Annotated in this window: 11 protein-coding genes; 4 read left to right on the top strand and 7 right to left on the bottom strand. The window is 38.6% G+C overall.

What is annotated here, in order from left to right; translation table 11 throughout:
- Positions 1 to 364 precede the first annotated feature (364 nt).
- The 3 genes from H0W62_02905 to H0W62_02895 form a co-directional block, all read right to left on the bottom strand.
- Positions 365 to 2,101 (bottom strand): hypothetical protein, encoded by a 1,737-nt coding sequence (locus H0W62_02905; protein MBA3647492.1) that lies wholly within the window; start codon positions 2,099 to 2,101, stop codon positions 365 to 367.
- An 838-nt stretch (positions 2,102 to 2,939) separates the two neighbouring features.
- Complete coding sequence (locus H0W62_02900; GenBank protein MBA3647491.1) at positions 2,940 to 5,063, bottom strand: right-handed parallel beta-helix repeat-containing protein; 2,124 nt, start codon at positions 5,061 to 5,063, stop codon at positions 2,940 to 2,942.
- Positions 5,064 to 5,172: 109 nt separating this feature from the next.
- Complete coding sequence (locus H0W62_02895) at positions 5,173 to 5,850, bottom strand: hypothetical protein (protein MBA3647490.1); 678 nt, start codon at positions 5,848 to 5,850, stop codon at positions 5,173 to 5,175.
- 317 nt (positions 5,851 to 6,167) lie between these two features.
- Between H0W62_02895 and H0W62_02890 the strand changes: the two genes are divergently transcribed.
- The 3 genes from H0W62_02890 to purE all read left to right on the top strand — a co-directional run bounded on the left by H0W62_02890 (position 6,168) and on the right by purE (position 10,150).
- Positions 6,168 to 8,216: a M13 family metallopeptidase gene (locus H0W62_02890; GenBank protein ID MBA3647489.1), complete on the top strand. Its 2,049-nt coding sequence runs from the start codon at positions 6,168 to 6,170 to the stop codon at positions 8,214 to 8,216.
- A 175-nt stretch (positions 8,217 to 8,391) separates the two neighbouring features.
- Positions 8,392 to 9,561 (top strand): 5-(carboxyamino)imidazole ribonucleotide synthase, encoded by a 1,170-nt coding sequence (locus tag H0W62_02885; protein MBA3647488.1) that lies wholly within the window; start codon positions 8,392 to 8,394, stop codon positions 9,559 to 9,561.
- Between the two features lie 55 nt (positions 9,562 to 9,616).
- Positions 9,617 to 10,150: a 5-(carboxyamino)imidazole ribonucleotide mutase gene (gene purE / locus H0W62_02880; protein ID MBA3647487.1), complete on the top strand. Its 534-nt coding sequence runs from the start codon at positions 9,617 to 9,619 to the stop codon at positions 10,148 to 10,150.
- An 89-nt stretch (positions 10,151 to 10,239) separates the two neighbouring features.
- Here the strand turns inward: purE and H0W62_02875 are convergent, their stop codons facing one another.
- Complete coding sequence (locus H0W62_02875; GenBank protein ID MBA3647486.1) at positions 10,240 to 11,502, bottom strand: hypothetical protein; 1,263 nt, start codon at positions 11,500 to 11,502, stop codon at positions 10,240 to 10,242.
- A gap of 59 nt (positions 11,503 to 11,561) precedes the next feature.
- Positions 11,562 to 13,109, bottom strand: a complete 1,548-nt coding sequence (locus H0W62_02870) for a DUF853 family protein (GenBank protein MBA3647485.1) — start codon at positions 13,107 to 13,109, stop codon at positions 11,562 to 11,564.
- 105 nt (positions 13,110 to 13,214) lie between these two features.
- On the opposite strand from H0W62_02870, the gene rlmN reads away from it, so the two are divergent.
- Complete coding sequence (gene rlmN / locus H0W62_02865; protein ID MBA3647484.1) at positions 13,215 to 14,276, top strand: 23S rRNA (adenine(2503)-C(2))-methyltransferase RlmN; 1,062 nt, start codon at positions 13,215 to 13,217, stop codon at positions 14,274 to 14,276.
- Here rlmN and H0W62_02860 read toward each other — a convergent pair.
- The gene (locus tag H0W62_02860; protein ID MBA3647483.1) at positions 14,266 to 14,664 is read right to left on the bottom strand and encodes a type II toxin-antitoxin system VapC family toxin; all 399 of its coding nucleotides are present in this window, start codon (positions 14,662 to 14,664) and stop codon (positions 14,266 to 14,268) included. The genes rlmN and H0W62_02860 overlap by 11 nt on opposite strands.
- A complete protein-coding gene (locus tag H0W62_02855; protein MBA3647482.1) occupies positions 14,661 to 14,900 on the bottom strand; it encodes a prevent-host-death protein in 240 nt (79 codons plus the stop codon). The genes H0W62_02860 and H0W62_02855 overlap by 4 nt, the downstream gene beginning before the upstream one ends.
- Between the last annotated feature and the right edge of the window lies 1 nt (position 14,901).

Raw genomic sequence — 14,901 nt, 5'->3', positions numbered from 1 at the left:
TGTGTTCGCTGCTAAACCAAAAGGATATCCGCTGCTCCATGAATCAAAAAAATATCTCTTAGCAAGATGATCAGCAAGCATTAGCCATCACTCCAAATGAATTTGAAACATTTTCGGGAATACCCTAACTATTTTAAAAAGTAGCATCTTGAGTGGAAAATTTGTGATCTTTGGAGTAAGCCGAAATCGTAACGAATTCATTATTGAATGAACCAAATAGTTTCAGGTTATAGGAAACGGTTCAATATCCATGAGGACATTCAAGACTCTATCATTATTGCTCATTTAATAATGTTCGCAATACTGTTCTTGTTTATTGGAATATTGATAGGACTGAGAATAGGATAAAAACCTCAACTCCTTCTTATCTGTTTATCACTGCTACCTTTCCTTCCGCTATCCGCTCACCTCGCTGCATCACCCTCCATCCATATATTCCATTTGGAAGAGCACTTACGGCCAGCATTCGGTTTTTAAAGTAGTGATATAAACTCATAGTTGCTGCTCGATAGCCAAATGCATTATACAGCTCAAACACACCATCATCATTTGATTGATAAATAATATTAAGCCAGGTGGAAACCGGATTGGGTGAAACTCTAAAAGTACCGTGGTTTTGCGGTTTAGGAGAGTATACCGCATCAGCAATATCTACAAACACCGTTACGGTATCTTCTCTCACATTACAACTGCTGTAAGTGGAAGTGTCTGTGACGGTAAGGTAATACGTGGTAGTGGTATCCGGTGATGCAATAGGCTGTGCAACGGTGGTATCGCTTAAAGTGGAATCTGAATGCCACAAATACTTTACTCCTGAAACAGGAGGGATGCCAAGCCGTACGCTCTGACCTTTGGTGATTGTATCATTTGCTCCTGCATCAGCTACGTAATTTCCGATAAGGCCGAGGTCGTAGTTAGGAAAATAGGGAACAGTATGATTATTTAAATATGGTAAAATTACACCGTGTTGGATAACATTACAAGATACACCTGCGCTATCAGGCTGATCTATATAGGTGAGCACACTGTCTCCTCCATCAGTGCTAATATAAATTCTGTTGTCGCGAGCAAGTTGTGATAAAAAGAACCAGGTATCCAAAGGCGCATATGTACCATCCCATGTAGCAACTGTATCCGGATTATTAAAAAAATTATCCATCTTCGTATCATACTGAATAACATTGAAATACGAACATCGGTACAGATAACGGTTATTCATTGAAAAGGCTGCTCCGACAAAATTATTTACATCCGTTTGTGAGTACAATCTACTCCAATTGCTAAGCAATCCTGAGCACCTATCAAAATGAAAATGGTCCATAAAATAATCGTAGTTACTTTGAATGGTAAACTGGTTACCATCTGGAGAAAAAACTGCTTGACCGAAGCCAAAATCGTTTAAAACTTTCGAACCAATATTCTGCAAAAAAGGCCCTTCAATTCCAGAAGGTGTAAGTAACCACGTATAAAAAATATTGGAATTCCATTTGTGGTCAATGATCCACCAATCTCTACCATTTGCATGCTTACAAGCTGCTAACTTTCCTTGTACAAGCGTATCTTCAATAAGGTGCTCATTCTTAATGGTAACTGCTCCTAATCCACTATCGAGCCGCATATCGATGATACTATGACTTAAGTGAAATGGATAATAATATAAATTGCCATGATAATGTATCTTCTCAGTAGTGATGTAAAATAAATCGTATAAAAAACCACTATCCGGGTGTGGTATTATGATTAATCCTTGAGTAAACCCAAGTCCCCCGCCATCATAATAATGGTCAGTGGAATAGCCAGGATTAAATTCTTTACAATTTTGAAGCGAATCGTGATTGCGATTGGCAATCCACTGGCCGTTTGAATAAAACAATAAATTTCCCACAGTATCAGAAATACTCGAATTGGTAATGAAAAAAGACATCTGTCTAAAAACCGTCGAGGTGTCTGCAAAATTATTACTGAAATTTACTTCTGTAAGGTTCTGTTTATTTCTGTAGTTAGCGCTTCTAGTGCCACTCAATTCCCAAATATTAGTTCTCAATTGAGCGGAAACCAATGAATATCCCAGAATCATAACTGTAAGAAAAACCTTTATCATATTTAATTCTTATCGAGCTATCACGAGTTTATTCAAGGCAATTCTTTTCTTAGCACTATTTAAATATACATAATAAAGCCCATTGGAAAACTGGGAAACATCCAGCCTGCTCAATTCATGATTGGATACTTCTTTGTGGATTAATTCCTGTCCATAGGCATTCACTATATCTAAATAAATAGGATTCGTCTCATTGGCTGAAATTAAATAGTAAATTTCATCAAGTGCAGGATTAGGATAGATTCCAAACTGTGTTTTTAAAGCATCATACGATGGATGAGTTTTTGGAATTCCTTGATTAAGGATACACAGAAGGCTATCGTTATAAAATATTGCACCATTATATGTTTCCCTTAATCCACGGGCAAAATAAACACCTTCTCCTGCTGTATATGGACAAAGGACAGAAACTGAATCAATATAGCTCTTTTCACCGTCACTAAAGCTCAATCCTGAGTCGTTGGTATGTGAAGCAAATAAGGTAAGAGTTTGCTTTAGATTTTCTTCGTAATCAAAATTAGAATTTATATCATTTAATAAATCCATGGCAATGTTCAAGGAATCAATATTTACCTCAGAGGAATCTTTATAAGCATTAGCCATAATTTTTTCTGCGTCGGCAAGCGTTCCTATATTTGAAGTACCAGTAGTGTCATAAAAGGTTTGTAACTCTTCGTCACCCACCATTTGAGTGGAATCCGCAGCTACAGATTCATAGACAAATTGCTTTTCACTCCATGTAGAATAATCACTACTATCAGCTTGAATAATTGCATTGTATTCACTGTAATCGGTTGAATCATTTGCAGTATTGCTTGAATCAATGTCAGTTTCTGAACTACGAAGCTGAGTGCCGCAAATATTTGGAGAATAGGGCGGTTGAATCGATAAAAGATGGAATAAAATTACTTGTAGGTTCTTTAGCGAAAATTCTATACGGAGTAGTATTATTGTAAGCAAAATTTGTCGGCTGACCACTATTTCCGCCAAGTTGATAAACAGATCCGGTATAATTTGCATAGAACTTATCTCCCGGTATTTGTTTATGAACGCCATCATATTTCCGAACAAGCTGATCTCCCATAGTAGAAAAACTTCCACCCAATCCTAATTGAATTGCAACTCGATGATCGTAATAACTATTGGAAAGCACTCTCATGCCATTGCTGTTCCCACTAATCTGTAAGCCATAATAAGCTTTATCGGTCGAATTGCTTGTTAACGTATCAACCGTGGATGCAGAGATGGAAATGGCATAAATGTTACTGCTTGCTGACGATACGTTTCCGGTAATGGTATTACAATACAATTTTAAACCCTGCCCACCTTCATTACGTATGCCATAGGTGGGAGTGCTTAAACTTAAGCTAAACGGATTAATCGTATTGTTCTTTAGTGTCAGATAACTCACATTTAAAGTATAGATGCCATATATGCCTTTTGACGTTATGACGTTATCATAAACGTTGTCGTAATCCGTCACTGGACCTGTTTCGCTGATATAAATTCCTGCAATCACCGGAGTGGTTCCTGTTGCTGTGTGGGTTGATATAGTATTCATCCCAATATCGAAGTGCGCTCCCGGATTGTTGTAACAATAGATACCGATTTGTGCATTTGAGATGTTGTTGTTTTTTATCTTCAGGGTTTTTCCACTGGCGTTATCGGCCTCTACCGCTGTCTGGCAGTTGGTAAAGTTGTTGGCTTGAACGGTAAGCGTGCCATATGAAGAAGAAATTGCATTGGAGTCACTGATAAATGTATTTCCTTTTCCCGAAGCGGTTGCGCCAACCGTGAGTACATCCATACCTCCTTTTGCCTTAACCGCATATTGATTGGTTCCGTAGCCGGTAAAGGTATTTCCGTATAAGGTAATTAACGCTCCGTTCGCCTTTACACCATGTGTTCCACCTGAAAAAGCGTTACCCGTGCTTGTACCTCCAATAGTAAGTGCACCATCTGCGGAATCATTTATTGCCACATACTTTGTTTGGTTACTATAGGGACTCTTTAGGCCATTTGAAGCAGCCGTAAACGATGAGGTCTTGATATAGGAATTTGAAAAGCTACTCCCATAGTTCTGAAAACGTACATCTTCGTGATTATCCGAGAAGGTGCTATTTTTGATCTGGACATTTCCACCTTTGGTACTTTTAACTCCTACAATAGCCTGCTTCAATACAAATGAACTATCAGAATTAAAATAAGCATAAGTGGTACTATCTACAATACCTTTCCACATACTATTATCATCACAATTTTGAAATGTGCTGTTTCGAGCGTTAAGATAAACAGGAGTGTTGTGAGTAATAAATTTTGTAATAGCACCGGGACTAAAAGTTATCTTCGGACAATTTCGAAAAGTAATGCTGGTGTCAATATTGAATATGCCATTGATAGAAATTTTATTGTTGGTGGTGCCATTCATATCAATTACACCGGTATTATAGTCTGCAGCATAGTTTTGCAGCTTCAGATTATATTCCAAAGTCAGCGGCGTAGGGTTATCATATACCAGTCCGCTGGATGCGCTACAGCAAGTGTTATCGGCAGTAAACGAAACAGGATATTGCTTACAGCAGCCAGTGCCGCTAACTACCCAGAGCGTATCTGTAAAGGAGCTTGAATTGCCGTGCACCATCACCTGGTTCCCGTTGACCTGGTCGAAATTGCTCTCGGTATCGGTAACTTTCCAGATCGTATTGATGGGCTGATCTGCTGTAACGGTAACTGCGCCATAGCCATTCATGCAAAACTTAGCCGGACTAACGGTGACATTTGCAGGAGCAGAAACAGCAATGTGAAAAACGACATCCGTAGAGCAGTTGCCACTGGCATCTTTTACCTTTACGGTAATCGTTGCAGTGTCATTAAATCCAGCAGCGGGTGTAAAGAGTGCATTATCTTCAGTTCCATCAGAATTGCTACAAGCATATAACTGTAGGGCACAATATTTAAACAAAGTGATGCAAAAAAATTTAATATAATCTAATTTTAATATAATCTTACTAATGCTAAATATTTGAGAAATAAATTTTTTCAATTGAAGGAGTATTGTAAAACGCATGCACCTACTCTACACATTGTTGGTTGTATTCAAGGCACCATTTCTTAAGATTATGCCTTGTAAAATGGGTCTTTGATGTGGCTAAATGAACATAGATTGCCTGACAATCGGCAAAGGAAACCAGTAACTGCTGTTTATATTGATTTTGCTGAATAACATGCATGGTTACCGACTCGAAAATTCCCTTATTAATTCCTTTTTCATAAAATATAAATTCGAAAAAGTGAAGTTCTTCAATGGGCCGGTTCCAGGCTTTTATAAAGTAGTGCATAACACCCCTCTTGTCTATGGAAAAAAATAAGCTGACTCTTCCATTCACCAGCGGCTTCAAAAACAGAGAATCTAAAATACCGCGGGGTTTAATTGCCGTAGATGTATGCCGGACTACTGCATGCGCAGAATCAATATTTCCTACATAGCTTACAAAAGCTTCTTTATTGTTTACGGTGAATCCAGCAATATTTGCAGGAAAATAAAAGATGCTTTCAGGATCATGTGGGTCTTGTTTAAAACGGATATGCCCTGGAATTTTGGTCCATCCCCGGTCATTAACCCACCCCTTCAGGGTATCCCCGTTTGAAAGCCAGACCAGCGCCGGAACAAAGTGAAACTGGGCAATGGAGCAAAAATGAAAAATAATAAAGGTGATGCACAGAACCGGGTATCGGAAGACTTTTTTCAACAAGAAACTTTACGGTAAAAATAAATGCATCGTTCAGTAATGTGTATAGGGCTCATCTTATTTTGACCAAACAATGATTTCATAAGGCAATCATTAAAATAAAGCAGACCAACTACTGTTAGTATTTCTGCTATGCAGGTTAAACCTATAAACTAAAGTCGAGATTCAGGATTTATTTATCAGTCTGTTTATTGATTTGGACGAATTTGATATTATCAATGAATACGCATCTTATCAGGTTATTAACTTGCCTGAAAACTTAAATAAATAGGACGTTCAGGTTAACTTTGCCCCATCCTTAAATACAAATGCTTCTTATGAGAAAAACACTTCTGGCGGTTATTGCAATACTTACTGCAATAGCATCCTGTACTACATCAAATAAAAAATCAATGACTGTTGAAAATAACATCATTGACCCGCACACCTTCGATTCTTCGTATAATCCGGTTACAAATTTTTATGATTTTGTAAATTCGAAATGGATAAAAACCAATCCTATTCCTTCTACAGAAAGTTCCTGGCGCGCTCTGGAAGTAGTGGATGATTCAGTTAAAAACAAAGTACGTAAAGTGCTGGACAGGGCTGCCGCAGATAATAGCGCAGCAAGCGGAAGTTCAACTCAGAAGGTTGGAAATTTTTACGCTACAGGTATGGACTCTGTCAGTATTGAAAAGCAAGGCATTACCCCTTTACAACCCTGGCTCGATACAATCGCTTCTTTTACGAATACAGATGATGTAATCCGGTTTACTGCCAGTTCGAACCTGGTTAATTCAGTTGGTATACTTGCATGCGCGGTCAACCAGGACCAGAAAGACAGTAAAAAATATGTATTGTATCTTTTTCAAACAGGACTTGGCTTGCCTGATAGAGCATATTACTTTATGAATGATGAAAAGTCAAAAGAAATTCGGGAAGCTTATCTGAAACATATTGCAAAGTATTTTACCCTAACGGGGAATAGCACAGAAACAGCCGATAAAGATGCCCGTATAATTATGGATATCGAAACTAAGTTAGCAGGCGCTTCGATGACCCAGGTAGAACAGCGTGATCCTTATGCTGTATATAATAAAATGACGAAATCAGAACTGAAAAAAAGTTATAAAAATATTAACTGGGATCTTTACTTCAGTACACTGTCTCTTAAACCATTTGAAACTCTGATTGTAAATCAGCCTAAATTTTTAAGCCAGGTAAATAATGCCATTAAGTCTACGAGTATTGAAGACTGGAAAATATATTATAAGTTTCATATTATAGATGGAGCTGCATCTCTGCTAAGTTCGGATTTTGTAAATGAAGACTTTAATTTTAATAGTAAAGTTCTTAGAGGTGTCCAGGAAATTGATCCTCGGTGGAAGCGCATACAGAACCTGGCAAATTTTTGCCTTGGAGAATTGTTAGGTGAAGAATATGTTAAAGCCAATTTTACTGCTGAATCAAAGCAGCGAATGCTGGATATTATTCATAATCTCATCAGTTCCTATAATGAACGTATTGCAAAGGTGGACTGGATGAGCAGCAATACAATAGATTATGCTGAAAAAAAATTAAGCCAGTTAACTATTAAGGTAGGATATCCTGATAAGTGGCGCGACTATTCATCTCTTCAGATAAACAACGGCCCCTTTGTGCTGAATGTCTTCCGAAGTATTGAATTTGAGGCACACAGAAATTTGAATAAGCTCGGCACTGAAGTAGATCGTACCGAATGGTTTCTTACACCTCAAACGGTTAACGCATACTACAATCCAACGAATAATGAGATCGTTTTTCCCGCTGCGATTTTGCAGCCTCCTTTCTATTACCCAAATGGTGACGATGCGGTGAACTATGGGTCTATAGGAGCCGTTATCGGCCATGAGATTACCCACGGCTTCGATGATCAGGGAAGGCTTTATGATGCCGAAGGAAATTTAAAAAAATGGTGGACCAGCGAAGATTCTGCTGCCTATACGCTCCGTACAAAGCTTATTGAAGCACAGTACAATGGTTACTCACCGATAGATACCTTTCACCTGAATGGAGCCCTTACAGAAGGCGAGAATATAGCCGATCTAGGGGGAGTAACTATTGCATATAATGCGTTTAAGAAGGCACAACAATCGAATCCAAACGATACGATAAAAATAGCTGGATTTACTCCTGAGCAGCGATTCTTTATCAGTTTTGCCAAGGTGTGGGCAGGCTCTCACAGAGCCGAGGAACAAAAGAGAAGGTTGGTAGTGGATCCGCATTCCCCTGGCAAATACAGAGTTATTGGGGTGCTGTCTAATATGCCAGAATTTTATACTGCCTTTGGTGTAAAGTCAGGAGATTCCATGTATCGGGATGAAAAAGTGAGAGGAAAAATCTGGTAATAAATTGTTGGGTTAAAGTAAAAATCGTCCACGTCCGGACGATTTTTTATTTAAAATAGCAGGCGAAATAAATTTCAGGCCTCTTTAGGTTATTACCGATGTGCATTCAGAATATTATTTTTATCGCTTGTTATTTTAAAGGAACCAAAGGTGATATTAAATAAAGCTTTTTGTGATGAAGAATAATCCCGTAATAGGAATAATTGGTGGCGGGCAACTTGGCCGTATGTTTATAGAAGAAGCATTGCGCTATAATATAGAATGTATTATTGTGGATGCTGATAAAGATTGTCCCGCATCGGGTATTGCCAGTCATCAAATTGTAGGCAGTATTTCAGAAGAAGCACCCATATTACGGTTGGGTGAAAAGGCGGATATTTTAACTTATGAGATCGAGCACATATACAATCAGCCGTTACTGGAGTTGGAAAAACAGGGAAAAAAGTTAATCCCCTCCCCCCGGGTTTTGCAGATTATTCAGGATAAAGGGTTACAAAAAGATTTTTATTCGCACCATAAAATTCCTACCGCACCATATGTACTGGTAAATAAGCCGGATGAATGGAAATTGGCTGTTGAAAAATACAAGTGGAAAAAATTTGTTGCAAAATCAAGGAAGGAAGGATATGATGGCAGAGGTGTACAATTTATGAGCAGCAACGATCTTAAATCGGACAAAAATATTCCTTTTAGGGAACCTTCAATTCTCGAAGCTCTTATAGATTGCAGGAAAGAAATTTCAATTATAGTTTGCAGAGATCAAAAAGGTAACATCAAAATGTTTCCGCCTGTAGAAATGGAGTTCGATCCAAAAGCTAACCTGGTAACCATGTTGATCTGTCCGGCGCAAATAAGTGCCTCACTTTTGAAAAAGGCAGAAGGTATTGCAGTAAAGGTTGTAAAGGCCATGAACGGTACAGGAATATTTGCAGTAGAAATGTTCCTTAGTAAGATCAATCGCTGGTATGTAAACGAAGTGGCACCAAGGCCGCACAACAGCGGTCACCATACCATTGAAGCATGCTACACATCCCAATTTGAGCAATTGCTTCGTATACTCCTGGATTTACCTCTGGGCAGCACAGAACTCATCAGGCCTGCAGTCATGATCAATATTTTAGGCTCAAAAGAATTTACAGGCAGTTATTATCTTCATGGTTGTAATGAGGCATTAAAAATTCCTGGAGTGTATATTCATTTATACGGGAAAAAAGAATCGCGGCCCATGCGCAAGTTGGGGCACATAACCATTCTTGGAAAAAATATAAGGGAAGCAAAGAGAAAGGCGAATCAGGTGAAAAGGAAAATATCGGTGCAGGAACTTAAGCCAGTTAAAGGTGTGTAATGCAGTTGAAATTAATAATCCCCGATTTATATAGTAAGCTGTTTAATTAAATAATATGTCACTTAATCTCCAGGTGCAGGTTGCAATTATTATGGGTTCGGATAGTGATCTGAATGTAATGAAAGACGCTGCTGCTGTTCTCGATGAATTTAAAGTAGGTTATAAGCTTACCATTGTTTCGGCCCACCGCAGCCCTGATCGAATGATAAGCTTTTCCAAGTCTGCAGCGGAACAGGGTATAAAAGTGATTATTGCCGGAGCCGGCGGAGCGGCACATTTACCGGGCATGGTAGCATCGGGCACTCACCTTCCCGTTATCGGTGTTCCCATACAGTCAAAATCTATGAATGGTATTGATTCGCTCTATTCCATTGTGCAGATGCCACAGGGCATACCTGTGGCAACCGTTGCCATAAATGGTGCATACAATGCAGGGTTACTTGCGCTGGAGATCTTAGCCTTGAACGATGGTGGAAATCTTACTGAAAAATTAATTGCATACAGAACAAAAATGAAGAATAGTGTGGAGGATAAAGCACAGGAATTGGAGAAGCTCGGCTACCAGGAATACTTAAAAGACCACGACTAAATAAAGTATAATTACAGAAGGATAATTGAATTGATAGGGTAATAATTCATATTCAATTCGGAGGTATGCTGCTTTCCCGACGCATCATATTAAACATCCTTTATCAATTGCTGACTTTCAGAATTCAGAAAGTGAAACAGAATCACATAACTAAAAAGCGTAGGCACTATATACAGGTAAGAAAAGAATGGCGCTTCTAAAAAATTATAAAAAAAAGTGAGCGTGAGTTTTAACCCACATAGGCCTGAAAAGGTAAAATTAATTTTATTGGATTTTCTTTTTAAGTAAAGTATAGAATAAAAAATGACAGGCACAGCAGCTGCAAGAAAAATGTCAAAAGTGTGCAGCCAGGTTACCTGGCTAACTTGAAAAAATTTCGCAAATCCCAGAGATTTTTCAATCTGATCATAGGAATGCAGCCATATCTGCTTAATAACATTGCTATAGTTTTGAGGCAGGTGAAGAAAGTAAGTAGCATTGGTAGAAAAATATGGTATAATAAATAAAATTGTTGTAAGAAAGGTTATAATGACGGCTTCTATAATTGCATGGTTTCTTCTTCCTGAAAAATATTGATAAATAAGATAAGCAGGAATCCAGAAAAATAAAGAATATCTGCTAAGCAGGCAGCAGGTAATTGCAATGCCTGTCAAAAAGGGTCTTTTTTTAGATAATCCGAATCCTAATAAAATGTAATAGCCCACTACTACACCTTCTTCAGTCCAGGCAAAAAAGTTTCGGTTGTAATCAGTTTGAATAAAAATTAAATTTCCGATACATACTAAAATCAGAAGCAGTTGTCCCCAGTTAATTTTTTTCAGGCTTCCAAGCATCCAGAGTAAAAGGGCAATAGCTGCTATAAAAAAATATACACTGGTCCAGCGAACATCCCCGCCTGTAAGGTAAATAGGAAGGTAGGGTAACCACATCATTGGTAAATAGGTGGGTAGCATTCCCCATACCTCAGGCATTGGAGCATAAACTTTCTCGCCAAAGAAAAACCGTTGGCACGCGACCTGAATTTGCGGTATCATATCAGCTGCGTGATAATCGATTTTAATCCAGCTAAAAACCCAGTATACATGCGGTATCAAATAGTACATTCCAAAACAAAAAAACACGATTATCGCAATTCGATGTATTTGGATATAGAGACTTTTGGGATTATGTAAAACGGCCGCGAATCGATGCAATGGAATTAAGCCTATCATTAATCCGCTTAGGAAATAAACAATGGAAGTCAGGGGTATATATGCAACGTTATTTTTAGTAAAGTAAGAAGCGCAGGCAGTCTCTATTGCAGTTAAAATAACAAGAACCCATTGAGCGCTCGTATAGGAAAATTGTTTCATAATATATAAGGAGATACAATCTTCTGTAAACAATAATTTGATTCCAGCAAATCTTTTTTTTATTGTCTCCTTCCCGAGGTGCTTCTTGATTTTAATCCCAGGGAACCCAGCAATGTCCTGGTTACCATGCCGGCAACTGTTACGCCGATAGAACGGGTAAGCGGGCTTTTCAGGATTTTATCAAAAGTGTTCAGCTCTGCTTTATTTTGTTTCGTTGCAGGTGTACTGTTGCCTGAATCTTCATCATCGTGCATTAGATTCATCCTTTTCTGTAGTAGTTCAAATGCGCTTTGCCTGTCAATAGGCTGATTGTAAATTCCTGTTAATTTGGAGCCAGAAATATTTTGCTGAATTTCTGAATCGGTCAGGATATCCATTCTTGAAGATGGGCTGCTCATTAGGGTATGCACCAGCATAGTTGGAGTTCCCTGCTCATTCAATGCGGTTACCAGCGCTTCGCCAATTCCCAGTTGAGTGATCAGGTCATTAATTTTATAAAATTCAGAGGAAGGAAAATTTTCGGCTGCAAGCTTAATTGCCTTCCTGTCGGCTGCCGTAAAAGCCCGAAGAGCGTGCTGTATTTTTAATCCTAACTGGCTGAGTACAGAGGCAGGAATATCCTGGGGATTCTGTGTGCAAAAAATAATGCCAATACCCTTGGAGCGGATTAATTTAATAGTGGTGTCAATTTCATTCAATAGTTGTTTTGATGCTTCATTAAAGATCAGATGCGCTTCATCGCAGAAGATAACCAGCTTAGGTTTTTCAGCATCTCCCTCTTCGGGAAAAGAGCTGAAAATTTCTGCTAATAACTGCAACATAAATGTTGAAAATAACTTGGGTTTACTTTGAAGATCTGTGAGGCGGATGATGTTAATATATCCTCTTCCACTACTATCGGTTCTCAGCAAGTCATGCGGATCAAAGGAAGGCTCGCCGAAGAAAACAGAGGCTCCCTGTTGCTCCAGTTCAATTATTTTACGAAGAATAGTGCCCGATGAAGCAGTTGATATTGCACCATAGGTCTTTTTAATTTCCTGTTTACCTTCATCGCTTACAAATTGTATAAGCGCTTTTAAATCCTGCAAGTCAAGCAGCGGCAATTGCTTATCGTCGGCATACTTAAAAATCATTGCAAGCAATCCTTGCTGTACATTATTTAATTCTAAGATTTTAGCAAATAAAACAGGTCCGAATTCAGAAACGGTTGCGCGTAACCGGATGCCCGGTTGTTCGGATAGTGAAAATAGTTCAACCGGGTAACCTGAAGCCTTCCAGTCAATGCCAATTTTAGCCATCCTCTCCATAACCTTTGGGTTCACCGTTCCCTCTTTTGCCAGGCCACTAAGGTCACCCTTGATATCCATTAGCAGTACAGGCACACCATTATCTGAAAGTCCTTCTGCGAGCAATTGAAGAGATTTGGTTTTACCGGTGCCTGTAGCACCTGCTATCAACCCATGGCGATTTATAGTTTGCAGTGGCACATTTACCAGATGATGCGTCAATACTTCACCATTAAAAATAGCGGCACCAAGAATTATGGACTTGCCAGAAAATTGGTAGGAAATATCAAGCGTAGAGGAAAATAGTTCTTTGGAAGGCATCAAAAATTATTTCACGCAAATTAACAAAATGGGCAATGGTTCTTCTCCAAATAAAGGTAATCGCATTGAGATTGAGACTAATTATTGATTTGCATATTTTTGCGGATGATTTCGGCAGAAAAAAAAGATTTTCGAATTCTTTCAAAAGATGAGCTTACTGCGGCCATGGTTCACCTGCAGGAGAAGCCTTTCCGTGCGAAACAACTGGATGAATGGCTTTGGAAAAAAGGAGCGGCTTCTTTTGATGAAATGACCAACCTTTCAAAAGAGTTGCGTGAAAAGCTAAAAAATAATTATTTCATTAATTCACTTTCAACGGATGAAAAACAGGTAAGTAAGGACGGAACCATAAAGCTCCGTTTTAAAACATTTGATAACCACTTTGTGGAAGGAGTTTTAATTCCTGCCGAAGACCGGATGACAGCCTGCCTCTCATCGCAGGTTGGCTGCTCACTAACCTGTGGTTTTTGTGCAACCGGGAAACTGGAAAGAAAACGCAATTTGAATTTTGACGAAATATTTGACCAGGTAGTGCTGATCAACAATGAATCAGTTGCACATTATCAGAAACAGCTTACGAACATTGTTTTTATGGGAATGGGAGAACCGCTGTTGAATTATGGTTCAGTTAAGAAATCGATAGGAAAAATTACCTCACCTGAAGGCTTAGCCATGTCGCCCAGAAGGATTACCATCTCCACAGCCGGAATTGCAAAAATGATAAAGAAATTGGCCGACGATGGCGTGCGTATTCGCTTAGCGCTTTCTCTTCATGCAGCAATTGATGAAAAGAGAAATACTATAATGCCCATTAATGAGCAGAACAATCTTGCTTCCCTGGTTGAAGCGATGAATTATTTTTACAAAAAAACATTTAACCGTATTTCATTTGAATACATTCTCTTCCATAAGTTTAATGATAGTATAGAAGATGCCAGGCAATTACTTAAGATTTGCCAGCAGGTGCCTGCCCGCGTAAACCTGATCGAATACAACTCAGTAGAAGGTGTTGCCTATAATAAATCAAAAGAGGATCGCACCGTTTATTTTTGTGATTTTTTAAATAATCACGGGATTACAGCTACCATAAGAAGGAGCCGCGGAAAAGACATAGATGCAGCCTGCGGTCAGTTGGCAAATAAATCAGCAAATGTTATTACCAGATAACGGTGAGCTTCCAGGGAATATATACTTTAAGTAAGCTGTCTTTCGATAATAAAGAATAATTGCGGTTGATCGCCTGCCAGGCTAACAGCCTATCAAAAGGATCTTTGTGCAGAGATGGTGGAAGGACATATGACCTGCATACATCATTTTCTGAAATAGGGAATACATCGAAATTTAGCCTTTTACACCAATAAGGTAATTCATCAGGAGTTGTGCCTTTTAGTTCAATTTTACCTATAGAATGCTTTAGTGAAATTTCCCAAAAGGTTACATGGCTTACATAAATATTATTAGAGGAATCACTAAGAATGGATCGTATTTGCTGAGAAAGTTTCTGATCGTCAAAAATTGCCCAAATAAGAGTGTGCGTATCAAGGAGGTAACTCATGAATTAAGGAAATCCTCATCGGTAATACGCCATTGCCCGTGAAAAGTAACCTTTCCTTTCCCTTTTAATAATCCCAGCCTGCGCTTTTTTTTAATATTTACTTTTTTTTCAGGTATAATGCGGGCAACTATTTTTTTCTTTCTGCCGTAAGAAATAGCTATTTCTTCTCCTTCCCGTACCATATTCAGCACATCAGAAAAATTTGCTTTCAAATCACCCACACTGAAAGTTTTCATA

It is taken from the genome of Chitinophagales bacterium, from assembly GCA_013816805.1.
GTDB lineage: Bacteria > Bacteroidota > Bacteroidia > Chitinophagales > UBA10324 > MGR-bin340.
Note: the sequence above shows the minus strand (reverse complement) of the source record. Positions and strands in the feature narration are given on the sequence as shown.

Bases quoted from the DNA above. Each gene is read 5' to 3' on its own strand.
- H0W62_02905 (MBA3647492.1), bottom strand. From the start codon at position 2,101: ATGATAAAGGTTTTTCTTACAGTTATGATTCTGGGATATTCATTGGTT.
- H0W62_02890 (MBA3647489.1), top strand. From the start codon at position 6,168: ATGAGAAAAACACTTCTGGCGGTTATTGCAATACTTACTGCAATAGCA.
- H0W62_02885 (MBA3647488.1), top strand. From the start codon at position 8,392: ATGAAGAATAATCCCGTAATAGGAATAATTGGTGGCGGGCAACTTGGC.
- purE (MBA3647487.1), top strand. From the start codon at position 9,617: ATGTCACTTAATCTCCAGGTGCAGGTTGCAATTATTATGGGTTCGGAT.
- H0W62_02875 (MBA3647486.1), bottom strand. From the start codon at position 11,502: ATGAAACAATTTTCCTATACGAGCGCTCAATGGGTTCTTGTTATTTTA.
- H0W62_02870 (MBA3647485.1), bottom strand. From the start codon at position 13,109: ATGCCTTCCAAAGAACTATTTTCCTCTACGCTTGATATTTCCTACCAA.
- rlmN (MBA3647484.1), top strand. From the start codon at position 13,215: ATGATTTCGGCAGAAAAAAAAGATTTTCGAATTCTTTCAAAAGATGAG.
- H0W62_02860 (MBA3647483.1), bottom strand. From the start codon at position 14,664: ATGAGTTACCTCCTTGATACGCACACTCTTATTTGGGCAATTTTTGAC.
- H0W62_02855 (MBA3647482.1), bottom strand. From the start codon at position 14,900: ATGAAAACTTTCAGTGTGGGTGATTTGAAAGCAAATTTTTCTGATGTG.